We start from the raw sequence: 17,144 nt of genomic DNA, 5'->3' as shown, positions 1-17,144 counted from the left end.
AGCGGCCGTACGGTGAGGGCGCCGATGGTGGCGACGGGCGCGCCGGTCGGGTCGGCGGCGGTGACCGTGACGGTGTCCGTGCCGTCGACGGTGAGGCGCACCCGCAGGGCCCGGGCCCCGGTGGCGTGCAGGCCCACCGCCGACCAGGCGAACGGGAGCCGGACGGTCTCCGCCCCGGCGGCCAGGGTGATCACGTGGAGGGCGGCGTCGAGCAGGGCGGGGTGGACGCCGTATCCGGCCTGGTCCACCTCGTCGGGCAGCCGCACCTCGGCCCAGAGGTCCTGCTCGCCGCGCCAGGCGCGGTGCAGGCCCTGGAAGGCCGGCCCGTAACCGAGGCCGGTGGCGGCCAGGTCGGGGTAGAACCCGTCGAGGTCGACCGGGGTGGCGCCGGCGGGCGGCCAGGCGGTCAGGTCGTCGGCCGGCGGCGGCGCCGTGGCGGCCAGCGTGCCGGTGGCGTGCCGCAGCCACTCGCCGTCCTGCCCGTCCCGGGAGCGGATGGTGACCGGCCGGTGGTCGGTGCCGTCGGGGGCGCCGACCTCGACCTGGACCTGGACCGGCCCGGTGCCGGCCAGGGTCAGCGGCGCCTCGATGGTCAGCTCGTCCAGGTACGGGTGTCCGGCGCGGTGGCCGGCGTGCAGGGCCAACTCGACGAACGCGGTGCCGGGCAGCAGGACGGTGCCGGTCACGGTGTGGTCGGCGATCCACGGCTGGCTGGTGGCGGTGAGCCGGCCGGTGAACAGGTGACCCTGCTGGTCGGGCAGGTCGATGGCGGCGGCCAGCAACGGGTGGTCCGCGCCGCCGAGGCCGAGGTCCGCCGGCTCACTCAGCGTGCCCGGCGTGGCCAGCCAGTAGCGCTGGTGCTGGAACGCGTACGTGGGCAGCGGCGCCGGCGGGGTCGCCGCGGGCAGCAGCGGCGTCCAGTCGACGGGCAGGCCGTGGGTGTGCGCGGTGGCCAGGGCGGTGACGAGTTGGTCGGTGGTGTCGCGGCGCATGCTGGCCAGCGCGACGATGTGCCGCTGGTCGGCGGTGTCCTCGATCGGCTGGATCAGCACCGGGTGCGGGCTGACCTCGATGAAGGTGGTGTGGCCGTCGCGCAGCAGCGCCTCGGTGGCGGTCTGGAACTGGACGGGGTGGCGGAGGTTGTCGTACCAGTAGTCGGCGGTCAGCTCTGTCGGGTCGATCCGGTCGCCGGTGAATGTCGAGTAGAACGCGACGTCGGTGGCGGTCGGGGTGACGCCTGCCAAGGCGGTGTGGATGTCCTCGCGGAGGGCTTCGACGTGGGGGGTGTGGGAGGCGTAGCCGACGGGCAGCACTCGGGCGGGGATGTCGCGGTCCTTGCAGTGGGCGACGGCTGCCGCGATGGCGTCGGGGTCGCCGGCGATGACGGTGGCGTTCGGCCCGTTGACCGTGGCGATGTACGCCCGGTCGTCGGTGCCGTTCAGGAGTTCGGTGACCTGGTCGGCGGGTAGGGCGAGGGAGGCCATGTCGCCGTGCCCGATCAGCGCTCGCAGGGCCTGGGCGCGTAGTGCGACGATCTTGGCGGCGTCGTCCAATGACAGGGCGCCGGCGGTGTAGGCGGCGGCGATCTCGCCTTGGGAGTGGCCGATGACGGCGTCGGGGGTGATGCCGTGGTGTCGCCACGCGGCGGCCAGCCCGGTCATCACGGCGAACAGGACCGGCTGGACGACGTCGACGCGGGTGAGCCAGTCGGGGTTGTCGTCGTGCAGGACGGTGTGCAGGTCCCAGTCCACGTGGGGCCGTAGCGCGGTCGCGCAGGCGTCGAGGTGCGCGGCGAAGACGGGACTGTGCTGGGCGAGTTCGCGGCCCATGCCGAGCCACTGTCCGCCCTGGCCGGGGAACACGAACGCCACCCGACCGCCGTGGGCGGCGCTGTGCTGGAGCAGGGCCGGGTGCGGCCGGTCCTCGGCCAGGGCCCGCAGCGCGTCGATCGGGTCGGCGCCGGGCAGCACCGCCGCCCGCTGTCCGAACGCGGTGCGGGTGGTGAGCAGGGCGGCGGCGACCGCGTTCGGGTCCAGGTCGGGGTGCTGGTCGAGGTGGCCGGCCAGGTTGCCGGCCTGGGCGCGCAGCGCGGCGGGCGTCTTCGCCGACAGCACCCACGGCAGCGCGACCGCCGAGCTCCCGGCCGTCGAGGCCGCCAAGCCCGCCGGCTCCCCGTCGGCCGTCGAGGCCGCCATGCCCGCCGGCACCTCGTCCGCCGCGGGCTTCCCGGACACCGGGAGCGGCACGGCCGCCGGGGTCTGCTCGATGATGAGGTGGGCGTTGGTGCCGCTGAGACCGAAGGAGGAGACCCCGGCCCGGCGGGGCCGGCCGTGCTCCGGCCACGGGGTGTTCTCGGTGAGCAGCGCCACGTCCCCGATCGACCAGTCCACATGCGAGCTGGGCGCGTCGGTGTGCAGGGTCTTCGGCAGCATGCCGTGGCGGATGGCCTGGACCATCTTGATGATGCCGGCGACGCCGGCGGCGGCCTGGGTGTGGCCGATGTTGGACTTGATCGAGCCGAGCCAGAGCGGCTGGTCGCGGTCCTGGCCGTAGGTGGCGAGCAGGGCCTGGGCCTCGATGGGGTCGCCGAGGGTGGTGCCGGTGCCGTGGGCTTCGACGGCGTCGACGTCGGCGGGGGTGAGCCCGGCGTTGGCCAGCGCCTGTTGGATGACCCGCTGCTGGGACGGTCCGTTGGGGGCGGTGAGTCCGTTGCTGGCGCCGTCCTGGTTGACCGCCGAGCCGCGGATCACCGCGAGCACCGGATGGCCGTTGCGGCGGGCGTCCGACAACCGCTCCAGCACCACCAGGCCGGCGCCCTCGCCCCAGCCGGTGCCGTCGGCGGCCTCGGCGAACGGCTTGCACCGCCCGTCCGGGGCAAGCCCGCGCTGCCGGCTGAACTCCACGAAGATGCCCGGGGTGGCCATGATGGTGGCCCCGCCGGCCAGCGCCAGGCTGCACTCGCCGTTGCGCAGCGCCTGCACGGCCAGGTGGGTGGCGACCAGCGACGACGAGCACGCGGTGTCCACCGTGATCGCCGGCCCGACCAGGCCCAGCGCGTACGCGATCCGGCCGGAGGCGACGCTGGTGGCGTTGCCGGCGAGCAGGAAGCCCTCCAGTTCCCGCGGCTTCTGCCCGGCGCGGGGCGCGTACTCCTGGGAGATGACGCCGGTGAAGACGCCGGTCGGGGTGGTCTTCAGGGTGGTCGGGTCGATGCCGGCCCGTTCGAGGGCCTCCCACGCGGTCTCCAGCAGCAGCCGCTGCTGCGGGTCGGTGGCCAGCGCCTCGCGCGGGCTGATCCCGAAGAAGTCGGCGTCGAACGCGTCCGCGTCGTGAACGAAGCCGCCCTCCCGGGCGTAGGTGCGGCCCGGCTGGTCCGGCCGGGGGTCGTAGAGCCCGTCGACGTCCCAGCCCCGCCCGGTCGGGAAGCCGCTGACCGTGTCCACCCCGTCGACCAGCAGCCGCCAGAGCTGCTCCGGGCTGTCCGCCTCGCCCGGGTACCGGCACGCCATGCCGACGATCGCGACCGGCTCGTCGGCGGCCGCGCTCCGCGTGGCCGGGGCCGCCGCCTCGGCCGCCCCGGTGCCGGCGACCTCGGCGCCGATCCGCTCGGCCAGCGCGGCCGGCGTCGGGTGGTCGAAGATGATCGTGGTGGGCAGCCGCAGCTCGGTCGCCGCGTTGAGCCGGTTGCGCAGCTCGACCGCGGTCAACGAGTCGAAGCCCAGGTCCTTGAACGCCCGGTCCGGGCCGATGCCGTCGACGCCGGCGTGCCCGAGCACCAGGGCGACCTGCGCGCGTACCAGGTCGAGCAGCAGCCGGGCCCGGTCGGCCTCGCCGAGAGCGGCGAGCTGCCGGCCCAGCGACGAGGTGGCCGGCCCGGTGGACCCGCCGGCCGAGCGCCGCCGCGGCGTCCGCACCAGGCCGCGCAGGATCGCCGGTACGCCGACCTCGGCGGCCTGGGTGCGCAGCCGGGCCAGGTCCAGCGTGGTCGGCACCAGCACCGGCCGGTCCTGGCCGAGCGCGGCGTCGAGCAGGGCGAGCGCGTGTTCGCTGGCCAGCGGCACCAGCCCGGTCCGGGCGATCCGCGCCTGGTCGGTGCGGTCGAGGTGGCCGGTGATGCCGCTGGTCTGCGCCCAGAAGCCCCAGGCCAGGGCGGTCGCCGGCAGGCCGTGCGCACGCCGGTGCTGGGCCAGCGCGTCGAGGTAGGTGTTGGCGGCGGCGTAGTTGCCCTGCCCGCCGGTGCCGAGCGTGCCGGCCACCGAGGAATAGAGCACGAACGCGGCCAGCGGCAGGTGGGCGGTGGCCGCGTGCAGGTGCCAGGCGGCGTCCACCTTGGGGCGCAGCACGGTGTGGATCTGGTCGGCGGTGAGGGTGTGTACGGCGGCGTCGTCGACCACGCCGGCGGTGTGGAAGACGGCGGTGAGGGGGTGCTCGTTGGGAATGGCGGCGATGAGGTCGGTGACGGCGTCGGGGTCGGCGGTGTCGCAGGCGGTGACGGTGGTGGTGGCGCCGAGGTCGGTGAGGCGGTTGATCAGGTCGGTGGTGCCGGGTGCGTCGGTGCCGCGGCGGCTGACCAGGAGCAGGTGTCGGGCGCGGCCGGTGCTGGCGAGGTGGGTGGCGAGCAGCGCGCCGAGGGTGCCGGTGCCGCCGGTGATCAGCACCGTGCCGTCCGGGGCCAGTCCGGCCGGGACCTCGGCCGGCGTACCGGCGCGGGCCAGCCGCGGCGCGAGGGCCGCGCCGTCGCGGAGGGCGAGCTGCGGCTCCCCGCCGGCCACGGCGGCGGGCAGCAGGTCGAGGCTGGCCGGTGCGCCGTCGTGGTCGACGATCACGATCCGGTCCGGGTGCTCGGACTGCGCCGACCGGAGCAGACCCCAGAGCGGGGCGACCGCCAGATCCTGGACATCCTCGTCGGGGCGGGTGCCGACCGCGCGTCGGGTGAGCACCACCAGCCGGGACTGCCCGGTCCGCCCGTCGGCGAGCCAGGCCGCGAGCAGCGCGGCGCCGCGCTCCACCACGGCGTGCGCGCCCGGCACGCCGGGCTCCGGCGCGGTCGGCGCCACCACCAGCACCTCGGGCACGGCGGCGTCGGTCCCGAGCAGCTCGACGGCCTCGTCGAGGGCGACGACCGGCCACGGTTCGGCGGTCGCCGCGCCGGTCGGCACCGGCACCCAGTCGACCTGGTACAGCGCGTCGTCCGCACGGGCCGGGGCCGGCGTGCCCCGCTCGACCGCGGTGAGGGTGAGCGCGTCGACCGTCACCACCGGCTCGCCGGCCGGGTCGGTCGCGTCGAGGCGGTACGTCCCCGCGTCGAGCCGGGTCAGCCGGACCCGCAGCTCGGCGGCCCCGCCGGCGGGCAGGGCGACACCGTGCCAGATCGACGCGGCCCGGGCGGTCGGCGCGGGGTCGGCGAGGGCTACCACGTGCAGCGTCGCGTCCAGCAGCGCGGGGTGGATGCCGTACCCGGCGGTGTCCACGTCGTCGGCGAGCCGGACCTCGGCGTACAGGTCCTCCCCGCGACGCCAGGCGGCGGTGAGGGCCTGGTACGCGGGCCCGCAGGCGAGCCCGGTGTCGGCGAGGTCGGTGTAGCAGGTCGCGGTGTCCAGCGGCACCGCGGCGGGCGGCGGCCACTCGGCCGGGCCCGGTTCCGGCTTCCCGGCGGGGGCGGCGGCGAGGAACCCGGCGGCCAGCTCGGTCCACCGGTCGGTGGCCCAGCCGTCGTCGGCGCCGTCGGCAGGCCGGGAGTGCACGGCCACCGGCCGGCGACCGTCCGGCCCGGCCGGCCCGACCTCCACCTGGAGGTGGACGGCGGCACCGGCGGCCAGCGTCAGCGGCGCCCGCACCTCGAGTCCCGCCAGGAACGGCAGGTCGACCTGCTCGCCGGCCTGCAGGACCAGCTCGACCAGGGCCGCCGCGGGCAGCAGCACCCGACCGTCGACCGTCTGGTCGGCCAGCCACGGGTGGGTGCCGGCGGCGAGGCGGCCGGTGAACAGGTAGCTGTCGTGGTGCGCCAGCCGGGTGGCGGCGGCGAGCATCGGGTGGGCGCTGGCGTGCAGGCCGACGGCGCTCACGTCGGCGCCACCGGTGGCGTGCAGCCAGAACCGCTGGTGCTGGAAGGGGTAGGTGGGCAGCGGCACCGGCGCGGGCGCGGGCACCGGGTGCAGCGGCGACCAGTCCACGGACAGGCCGCCGGCGTGCAGCGCGGCCAGGGCGGCGAGCAGCGTGTCGGTGGGCGGCTGGCCGCGCCGCTGGGTGGCGGTGGCGCGGGCGTGCCCGGGCAGCGTCTCGTGGGTCAGCGTGGTGAGCGTGCCGTCGGGGCCGAGTTCGACGAAGTGGGTGACGCCCAGCTCGTGCAGCTGCCGGGTGCCGTCGGCATACCGGACGGCGTGCCGGATGTGCCGGGCCCAGTAGTCGGGGTCGGCCAGCTCCGCGTCGGTGGCGAGCCCGCCGGTGAGGTTGGACACGATCGGGATGCGGGCCGGGTGGAAGGTGACGGCCGCGGCGGCCTGCCGGAACTCGTCCAGGATGCCGTCGGTGTGCGCCGAGTGGAACGCGTGCGCCACGTGCAGCCGCCGCCCGTCGTGGCCCTGCTCGCGCAGGGCCGCGGCGAGCGCGTCGACGTCCTCGGGGTCACCGGCGAGCACCAGCGAGCCGGGGCTGTTGTGCGCGGCCAGGCTGACCCGCGGGTACCCGGCGAGCAGCGGGGTGACCTCGTCGAGGGTGGCCGCGACGCTGAGCATCGCGCCGGGCGGCATGGCGTGCATCAGCGCGGCCCGGGTGGTGATCAGGGCGGCCGCGTCCGCCAGGGTGAGCACCCCGGCGAGGTGCGCGGCGGTCAGCTCGCCGATCGAGTGGCCGATCAGGTGGTCGGGGGTGACACCGAAGCTGCCCAGCAGCCGGAACATGGCGGTCTCGAAGGCGAACAGCGCCGGCTGGGTGTAGCGGGTCTGCCCGAGCAGGTCGGTGTGCCGGCCGAACATCACCTCGCGCAGCGGGTGCTCCAGGTACGGGTCGACGGCGGCGCACACCTCGTCGAGGGCGGCGGCGAAGACCTCGAACCGCTCGGCCAGTTCCGCGCCCATCCCGGCGTACTGGGCGCCCTGTCCGGTGAGCAGGAACGCCACCGGGCCGGCCGGCACGGCCGTGTCCCGTACCACCGTGGGGTGCGGTTCCCCGGCGGCCAGCGCCCGCAGGCCGGGCAGGAGGTCCCCGCCGGCCAGCACGACCGCCCGGTGCTCGAACGTCGCCCGGGTGGTGGCCAGCGCGTACCCGACGGCGGCCGGGGCACGTCCCGGCTCCTGCTCGACGTGCGCCACCAGTTGCGCGGCCTGGGCGCGCAGCGCGGCTGGGGTTTTCGCGGACAGCAGCCAGGGCAGGGCGACGGGTGCGGTCGGTGGTTCGGTGGTGGCCGCCGCCGCCGGCGTGGTGGTGGGGGCTTGTTCGATGATGAGGTGGGCGTTGGTGCCGCTGATGCCGAAGGAGGAGATGCCGGCGCGGCGGGGCCGGTCGTGCTCGGGCCAGGGGGTGTTCTCGGTGAGCAGGGCGACGGCGCCGGTGTCCCAGTCGACGTGGGAGCTGGGCGCGTCGACGTGCAGGGTCCTGGGCAGCGTGCCGTGGCGGATGGCCTGGACCATTTTGATGATGCCGGCGACGCCGGCGGCGGCCTGGGTGTGCCCGATGTTGGACTTGATCGAGCCGAGCCAGAGCGGCTCGTCGTCGGCGCGGTGCTGGCCGTAGGTGGCGAGCAACGCCTGGGCCTCGATGGGGTCGCCGAGGGTGGTGCCGGTGCCGTGCGCCTCGACGGCGTCGACGTCGGCGGGGGTGAGCCCGGCGTTGGCCAGCGCCTGCTGGATGACCCGCTGCTGGGACGGTCCGTTGGGGGCGGTGAGTCCGTTGCTGGCGCCGTCCTGGTTGACCGCGGAGCCGCTGATCACCGCGAGCACCTGGTGGCCGTTGCGCCGGGCGTCACTGAGCCGCTCCAGCACCAGCAGGCCGGAACCCTCACCCCAGCCGGTGCCGTCCGCGCCGTCGGCGAACGACCGGCAGCGCCCGTCGGGGGAGAGCCCGCGCTGCCGGCTGAACTCCAGGAAGATGCTCGGCGAGGCCATCACCGTCACGCCACCGGCCAGCGCCAGCGTGCACTCGCCGTGACGCAGCGCCTGCACCGCCAGATGGGTAGCGACCAGCGACGACGAGCAGCCGGTGTCGATGGTGATGGCCGGCCCCTCCAGTCCGAGGGTGTACGCCAGCCGCCCGGACGCCACGCTGGTGGTGTTGCCGGCCAGCAGGAACCCCTCGACCTCGTGGTGGCGCTGCCCGGCGCGGGGTGCGTACTCCTGGGAGATGACGCCGGTGAAGACGCCGGTCGGGGTGGTCTTCAGGGTGGTCGGGTCGATGCCGGCCCGTTCGAGGGCCTCCCACGCGGTCTCCAGCAGCAGCCGCTGCTGCGGATCGGTGGCCAGCGCCTCGCGCGGGCTGATCCCGAAGAACTGCGCGTCGAAGGCGTCCGCGTCGTGCAGGAAGCCGCCGCGCCGGGCGTACGTGCGGCCGGGCTCGTCGGGGCTCGGGTGGTAGAGCGCCTCCAGGTCCCAGCCCCGGTTGGCCGGGAAGTCGCTGGTCGCGTCGGCGCCGTCGAGCACCAGCCGCCACAGGTCCTCCGGGGTCCGGGCGTCGCCCGGGTAGCGGCAGGCCATCCCGACGATGGCGATCGGGTCGTCGGCGGCCGCAGCCCGGGGCCGGGGCGCTGGCCCGGCGCTCTCCGGGGTGCCGAGCAGTTCGGTCCGCAGCCGGTCCACGACGGACTGCGGGTTCGGGTGGTCGAAGACGACGGTGGCCGGCAGCCGCAGCCCGGTGGCCGCGTTGAGCCGGTTGCGCAGCTCGACCGCGGTCAGCGAGTCGAAGCCCAGGTCCTTGAACGTCCGGTGCGGTTCGACCGCCTCCGGGCTGCGGTGCCCGAGCACCACGGCCACCTGCGCCCGGACCAGGTCGAGCAGCATCCGGTCCCGGTCGGCGCCGGCCAGGCCGGCGACCTGCTGCGCCAGGTCCGAGCCGGCGACCACGGCCGCGGCCGCCGCCCGACGGGTCGGCGTGCGGACCAGCCCGCGCAGCACGGCGGGTACGCCGGCGCCGCCGGGGTTGCCGCGCAGCACCGCCAGGTCCAGGGCCAGCGGTACGAGGGTGGGCCGGCCACCGGCGACCGCGACGTCGAGCAGGGCCAGCGCGTCGTCGGTGGGCAGCGGACGCAGTCCGGCGCGCGCGATCCGGGCCTGGTCGGCGTCATCGAGGTGCCCGGTCATGCCGCTGGCCTGCGCCCAGTAGCCCCAGGCGAGGCTGGTGGCGGGGAGGCCGTGTGCGTGCCGGTGCTGGGCGAGCGCGTCGAGGAAGGTGTTGGCGGCGGCGTAGTTGCCCTGCCCCGGGCTGCCGAGGATGCCGGCGGCCGAGGAATAGAGCACGAACGCCGCCAGCGGCAGGTCCCGGGTGGCCTGGTGCAGGTGCCAGGCGGCGTCCACCTTCGGCCGCAGCACCGCGTGCACCTGCTCCGCCGTCATGGTGTGCAGGGTGGCGTCGTGCAGCACGCCGGCGGTGTGGAAGACCGCGGTGAGCGGGTGCGTCGCGGGGACGCCGGCGACGAGGGCGCGTACCGCCTCCGGGTCGGCGGTGTCGCAGGCGACGACGCGTACCGTCGCGCCCAGCGCCTCCAGCCGGGCGGTCAGCGCCGGCGCCTCCGGGGCGGCCGGGCCGCGGCGGCCGGCCAGCAGCAGGTGCCGGGCCTGGCCGGTGCGGACCAGGTGCTCGGCGAGCAACGCGCCGAGCGTGCCGGTGCCACCGGTGACCAGGACGGTGCCCGCCGGGTCCAGCGGCGGCGCGGTGGGCTCGGCCGGCGGCCGGAACCGGGTGAGCCGGGGCGCGAGCAGGGCGCCGGCGCGGAGCGCGAGCTGCGGTTCGCCGGTGGCGACCGCCGCGGCGACGAGCCCCGGGTCGGCCTCGTCCGCGTCGATGACGGCCACCCGGTCCGGGTGCTCGGACTGGGCCGAGCGGACCAGTCCCCACAGCGCGGCGGCGGGCAGGTCGGTGACGTCGTCGTCGGGGCGGGCGGTGACCGCGCCCCGGGTCAGCACCACCAGCCGGCTGGCGTGCAGCCGCTCGTCGGTGAGCCAGCCCCGCAGCGCGGTGGCCACCCGTTCGGTCAGCTCGTGGGTCGTGGCGACCACGTCGCCGTCCGGCGCGGCCGCCGCGACGACCACCACCTCGGGCGGCGACGCCTCCCCGGCGAGCAGCGCGTCGAGGCCGGCCAGGTCGGTGACCGGCCAGGGCTCCCGGGCCGGCCCGGCGTTGACCGGCCGCCACTCCACCTGGTGCAGCGAGTCCCGGACCGGGCTGGCGCCGCCGGCGCCGGCCGTGACGGGGGCCAGGGTCAGCTCGTCGACGGTCACCACGGGCGCGCCGGCCGGGTCGGCGGCCGTCAGCGTGACGGTGTCCGGACCGGTGCGGGCGATCCGTACGCGCAGGGCACGGGCGTCCACCGCGTGCAGGGTGACCCCGGTCCAGGCGCGGGGGAGCTGCGGCAGGGCGGGGTCGCCGTCGACGGCCAGGGCGTGCAGGGCGGCGTCGAGGAGCGCGGGGTGGATGCCGTAGCCGCCGGCGTCGACCTCCTCGGGCAGGTGCAGCTCGGCGTACGTGATGTCGCCGGCCCGCCAGACCGCGCGGACCGCCCGGAACGCCGGGCCGTACTCCCGGCCGCTCCGGGCGAGGTCCGGGTAGAGCCGGTCGGCGTCGAGCGGGTCGGCGTCGGCGGGCGGCCAGCCGGCCAGTTCGGCGTCCGGGCCGGTGTCCGGCGCGGTGCCGGCGCTGAGCCGGCCGGTGGCGTGGTGGGTCCACTCGGTGCCGGGGCTGATGCCGGTACGGGAGTGGATGGTGATCGGCCGCCGGCCGCTCTCGTCGCCCTCGCCGACCTCGATCTGGATGTGCACGGCGCCGTGCTCGGGGAAGGTGAGCGGGGTCTCGACGGTCAGCTCGTCGAGGCGGGCGTACCCGACGTGGCTGCCGGCGTGCAGGCTCAGCTCGACGAAGGTCGCGGCCGGTACGACGGTGCCCGCCGCGACCACGCTCTCGGCCAGCCACGGGTGGGTGTGCAGGGAGAGCCAGCCGGTGAGCAGGTAGCCCTCGCCGTCGGCCAGTTCGACGGTCGCGCCGAGCAGCGGGTGGTCGGCGCCGCTGAGACCCAGCTCGGCCGGCTCCCCGCTCCGGCCGCCGGCCGGCAGCCAGAACCGCTGGTGCTCGAAGGGGTAGGTGGGCAGCTCGACCGGCGGCGCCGCCGGCAGCAGCGGCGTCCAGTCGACGGGCAGGCCGTGGGTGTGCGCGGTGGCGAGGGCGGTGGTGAGTTGGTCGGTGGTGTCGCGGCGCAGGGTGGGCAGGGCGACGATGTCGTGTTGGTCGGCGGTGTCCTCGATCGGTTGGATGAGCACCGGGTGTGGGCTGACCTCGACGAACGTGCCGTACCCGTCGCGCAGGAGGGCTTCGGTGGCGGTCTGGAACTGCACGGGGTGGCGGAGGTTGTCGTACCAGTAGCCGGCGGTCAGCTCTGTCGGGTCGATCCGGTCGCCGGTGTAGGTCGAGTAGAACGCCACATCGGTGGCGGTGGGTTGGACGCCGTCGAGGGCGGTGTGGATGTCGTCGCGCAACGCTTCGACGTGGGGGGTGTGGGAGGCGTAGCCGACGGGCAGGACGCGGGCGGGGATGTCCCGGTCCTTGCAGTGGGCCACGACGGCAGCGATGGCGTCGGGGTCGCCGGCGATGACGGTGGCGTTGGGGCCGTTGACGGTGGCGATGTACGCCCGGAGGGTGGCGGCGCCGTTGGTGTTGGCGCTCGTGCCGTTGGGGCCGGCGTTGCCTTCGTCGGCGTGGCTGGCGTTGGGCGGGGTCGCAGTGTCGGTGGTCAGCGTGGCGAGGAGGTCGGTGACCTGGTCGGCGGGTAGGGCGAGGGAGGCCATGTCGCCGTGCCCGATCAGCGCCCGCAGGGCCTGGGCGCGTAGTGCGACGATCTTCGCGGCGTCGTCCAATGACAGGGCGCCGGCGGTGTAGGCGGCGGCGATTTCGCCTTGGGAGTGGCCGATGACTGCGTCGGGGGTGATGCCGTGGTGCCGCCACACGGCGGCCAGCCCGGTCATCACGGCGAACAGGACGGGTTGGACGACGTCGACGCGGGTGAGCCAGTCGGGGTCGTCGTCGTGCAGGACGGTGTGCAGATCCCAGTCCACATAGGGCCGCAACGCTGTCGCGCAGGCGTCGAGGTGCGCGGCGAAGACGTCGCTCTGCTCGGCCAGTTCGCGGCCCATGCCGAGCCACTGTCCGCCCTGGCCGGGGAACACGAACACGGTCCGGCCGGAGTGGGTCGCGGTGTGCTGGAGCAGCGCGGGATGCGGGCGGTCCTCGGCCAGCGCGCGCAGCGCGTCGACCGGCTCGTCGTCGGGCAGCACGGCGGCCCGGTGGTGGAAGATGGCGCGGCTGCCGATCAGGGTCGCCGCGACCCGGTCATGGTCGAGGTCGGGGCGCTCCTGCGCGTACCCGGCGAGGTTGGCGGCCTGCGCGCGCAGCGCGGCCGCGGTCTTCGCCGACAGCAGCCACGGCAGCGGCACCCCGGGCTGCGGGGCGGCGGCGGCCTGCTCGGCCGGGTCGGCCGGCTCGTCCAGCGCGGTGTCCTCGCCGACCTGCTCGGCCACCGGGTGCTGCTCGATGATCAGGTGCGCGTTGGTGCCGCTGATGCCGAACGAGGAGACCCCGGCCCGGCGCGGCCGGTCCCGCTCGGGCCACGGCGTCGGCTCGGTGAGCAGGGCCACCGCGCCGGCCGTCCAGTCCACGTGCGAGCTGGGCGCGTCGACGTGCAGGGTGCGCGGCAGCAGGCCGTGCCGCATCGCCTGGACCATCTTGATCACCCCGGCGACACCGGCGGCGGCCTGGGTGTGGCCGAGGTTCGACTTGACCGACCCCAGCCAGAGCGGCCGGTCCGCCGGCCGGTCCTGCCCGTACGTGGCGAGCAGCGCCTGTGCCTCGATCGGGTCGCCCAGCCGGGTGCCGGTGCCGTGCGCCTCGACCGCGTCCACGTCCGCCGGGCCGAGGCCGGACGCGGCGAGCGCCTGCCGGATGAGCCGCTCCTGGGACGGCCCGTTCGGGGCGGTGAGGCCGTTGCTGGCGCCGTCCTGGTTGACCGCCGAGCCGCGGATCACGGCGAGCACCTGGTGGCCGTTGCGCTGCGCGTCGGAGAGCCGCTCCAGCAGGATCAGGCCGACGCCCTCACCCCACGCCGTGCCGTCGGCGGCCTCGGCGAACGGCTTGCACCGGGCGTCCGGGGCCAGCCCGCGCTGGCGGCTGAACTCGATGAACATGCCGGGCGTGGCCATCACGGTGACGCCGCCGGCCAGCGCCATGCTGCACTCGCCCTGGCGCAGCGCCTGGGCGGCCAGGTGGATCGCGACCAGCGAGGAGGAGCAGGCGGTGTCCACGGTCACCGCCGGGCCCTCGAAGCCCATCGTGTACGCCAGCCGGCCCGAGGCCACGCTGGTGGTGCTGCCGGTGAGCAGGAAGCCCTCGTAGCCCTCCGGCGCCTGGTGCAGCCGCGGCCCGTAGTCGAGGAAGGTCGCGCCGACGAAGACGCCCGCGCGGGAGCCGCGCAGCCCGGTCGGGTCGATGCCGGCCCGCTCCAGGGTCTCCCAGGCGGTCTCCAGCAGCAGCCGCTGCTGCGGGTCCATCGCCGCGGCCTCGCGGGGGCTGATCCCGAAGAAGCCCGGGTCGAAGTCGCCGGCGCCGTAGAGGAAGCCGCCCTCGCGGACGTAGCTGCTGCCGCCGCGCTCGGCGCTCGGGTCGTAGAGCGCGTCCAGGTTCCAGCCCCGGTCCGTCGGGAAGCCGGAGATCGCGTCGACCTCCTCGGTGAGCAGCCGCCACAGCTCGGTCGGTGACTCGGCCCCGCCCGGGTAGCGGCACGCCATGGAGACGATGGCGATCGGCTCGTCGCTCACCGCGGCCGGCAGGTCGCCGGCGCCCGCCCGCACCCCGCCGACCAGCCGGGTACGCAGGTGCGCCGCGAGCGCCTCCGGGGTGGGGTGGTCGTAGAGCAGCCCGACCGGCAGGCTCAGCCCGGTGGCGGCGGCCAGCCGGTCCCGCAGCTCCACCGAGAGCAGCGAGTCGAAACCCAGCTCCTTGAAGGTGCGGCCGTCCGTGACGGTCTGCGCGGTGACGTGCCCGAGGACGATCGCCACGTGGGTGCGGACCAGGTCGAGCAGCACCCGCTGCTGGTCGGCCTCGGCGAGGCCGGCGAGCCGGTCGGCGAGCGGGTTGCCCGGCGCGCCTCCGGTGGGCGCGGCCGGGGCGGCCGGTTCCGCCGGCACCGGGACGGCCGCGCCCACCGGCGGCGCGCTCCGGGTCGGGGTGGCCACCCCGTCCAGCCAGTACCGGCGGCGCTGGAAGGCGTAGGTGGGCAGCGGCACCCGGCGCGGCGCCGGGCCGCCCGGCCAGGCCAGCACGGCGGGCCAGTCGACCGGTACGCCCCGCACGTACGCGCCGGCCAGGGCCAGCAGGACCGAACGGGTCTCCGGCAGCCGGGGCCGGAGCAGGGCCAGGAAGGTGCCGCCGCCCTCGGGCAGGCACTCCCGGCCCAGGCCGGAGAGCACCCCGTCGGGACCCACCTCGACGAAGGTCCGCACGCCCTGCTCGTGCAGGGTGCGTACGCCGTCGACGAAGCGGACCGCGTGCCGGACGTGCCGCACCCAGTAGCCGGGGTCGGTGAGTTCCGCCGGGTCGGCGACCGCACCGGTCAGGTTGGACACGATCGGGATGGCCGGCGGGGCGAAGTCGAGCCGTTCCGCCACGGCCCGGAAGTCCTCGAGCATGGCGTCCATGTGCGGCGAGTGGAACGCGTGGCTGACCCGCAGCCGCTTGGTCCGCCGGCCACGCTCGCGCCACTGCTCGGCGAGGGCGAGGACGGCGTCCTTGTCGCCGGCCACCACGGTCGAGGTCGGACCGTTGAGAGCGGCCACGTCGACCCGCCCGCCGGCGGGCAGGCTGGCCCGGACCTCGTCCTCGGTGCCCTGCACCGCCACCATGGCGCCGCGCTCGGTGAGCGCCTGCATGAGGCGGCCGCGGGCGGCGACCAGCGCGCAGGCGTCCGGCAGCGACAGCACGCCGGCCACGTGCGCGGCGGCCAGCTCGCCGACGGAGTGGCCGAGCAGCAGGTCCGGGGTGAGCCCGGCCTGCTCGACCAGCCGGTACAGCGCCACCTCGACGGCGAAGAGGGCGGGCTGGGTGAAGCCGGTCCGGTCCAGCAGCGCGGCGTCGGCGGAGCCCTCCGGCGCGGCGAGCAGCTCGCCGAGCGGCCGGGGCAGGTGCGGGTCGAGTGCGGCGAGGACCTCGTCCAGGGCCCGGGCGAACGCCGGTACGGCGGCCCGCAGCTCCTGGCCCATCCGGACCCGCTGGCTGCCCTGTCCCGAGAAGAGGAAGGCGACCCGGCCCGGGTCGGTGGCGGTGCCCCGCACCACGGTCGCCGCGGGTTCGCCGTCGGCCAGCGCGGCCAGCCCGGCGCGCAGCGTGTCCGGGTCACCGTCGTCGGCCACCAGCACCGCCCGGTGCGGGAACGCGGCCCGGGTGGTGACCAGCGAGTACCCGATGTCGCGCGGCGCGTCGGCGGGGCCGTCCGCCAGCCGGTCGAGCAGCCGGCGGGCCTGCCCGCCCAGCGCGGCGTCGTCCCGGGCGGAGAGCACCCAGGCGGTCGGTCCGGCCGGGGTGGGCGCCGGCTCGGCGGTACGCCCACGCCGTCCCCGCCGCCCGCCCGCACCCCGCCGCGGCCGGTCGGTCCCGGCGTCGGCCGCGGGCGGCTCGGTCAGCACCAGGTGGCAGTTGGTGCCGCCCATGCCGAAGGAGCTGACCCCGGCGACCAGCGGCGCGGCCGGCTGCGGCCAGTCGCCCAGCTCGGTCTGCACCCGCAGGCGCAGCTCGGCCAGGGGAATGTCCGGGTTCGGGGTGGTGTAGTTGAGGCTCGGCGGCAGCTGCCGGTGCCGGATGCTCAGCGCCGCCTTGATCAGGCCGACCACCCCGGCCGCGCCCTCCAGGTGGCCGACGTTGGTCTTGGCCGAGCCGACGGCCAGCGGCGCCCCGGTACGCGCCGAGCCGAGCGCGCCGCCCAGCGCCGCCGCCTCGATCGGGTCGCCGACCCGGGTGCCGGTGCCGTGCAGCTCGACATACTGGACGGTGGCCGGGTCGACGCCGGCGTTCGCGTACGCCTCGGTCAGCATCCGCTGCTGGGCGGCGACGCTGGGCACGGTGAGCCCCTCGGTGGCGCCGTCGTTGTTGACCGCGCTGCCGCGGATCACGCAGTAGATCGGGTCGCCGTCGGCCAGCGCGTCGGCCAGCCGCTTCAGCACGACCACCGCGCCGCCCTCGCCGCGCACGTAGCCGTTGGCGCGGGCGTCGAAGGTGAAGCACCGGCCGTCGGGGGAGAGGCCGCCGAACCGGGCCGACCGGATGGTGCTCTCCGGCACGATCATCAGGTTCGCGCCGCCGGCCAGGGCCAGCGAGGACTCGCCGCTGCGCAGGCTGGCGCAGGCCATGTGCACGGCGACCAGCGAGGACGACTGGGCCGCGTCGATGGTCAGGCTCGGCCCGTGCAGCCCCAGCGTGTACGACACCCGGTTGGCGATGATGCTGCGGTGCGTGCCGGTGACGCTGTGCTGGCCCATCACCTCGGTGCCCTGCCGGGACAGCAGGGTGGCGTAGTCGTCCCAGATCGCGCCGACGAAGACGCCGGTGCGGCTGCCACGCAGGGTGCCGGGCACCACCCCGGTGTCCTCCAGCGCCTCCCAGGCCAGCTCCAGCACGAGCCGCTGCTGCGGGTCCATGGCGCTGGCCTCGCGGGGCGAGATGCCGAAGAAGTCGGCGTCGAACTCGTCCACCCGGTCCAGGAAGCCGCCGTGCCGGATCGCGCCCGGGTCGTCCCAGCGGTCCGCCGGCGTCTCGCCGATGGCGCTGCGCCCGTCGCGCAGCAGCCGCCAGAAGGCCGACGGGTCGGGGGCCTGGGGCAGCCGGCAGGACATGCCGATCACGGCGATCGCCGCGCCGGCCGCGTCGGCGGGCTGCGGGACGACCGGGTCGTGGTCATGCTTCAT

Annotated in this window: 1 protein-coding gene (running past one end of the window); it reads right to left on the bottom strand. The window is 76.2% G+C overall.

What is annotated here, in order from left to right; genetic code table 11:
- A protein-coding gene (locus tag ACIBPB_RS05655) for an SDR family NAD(P)-dependent oxidoreductase (RefSeq protein WP_396838380.1) crosses the window boundary here: on the bottom strand, positions 1–17,144 show its 5' portion. It extends 12,208 nt beyond the left edge of the window; only the first 17,144 of its 29,352 coding nucleotides appear in the window; the start codon lies at positions 17,142–17,144; its stop codon lies beyond the left edge, outside the window.

Origin of the sequence: Micromonospora sp. NPDC049836 (assembly GCF_044465125.1) — a bacterium.
GTDB lineage: Bacteria > Actinomycetota > Actinomycetes > Mycobacteriales > Micromonosporaceae > Micromonospora.
The sequence above is the reverse complement of the archived record's forward strand: the minus strand, read 5'-3'. Positions and strand labels throughout refer to the sequence as shown.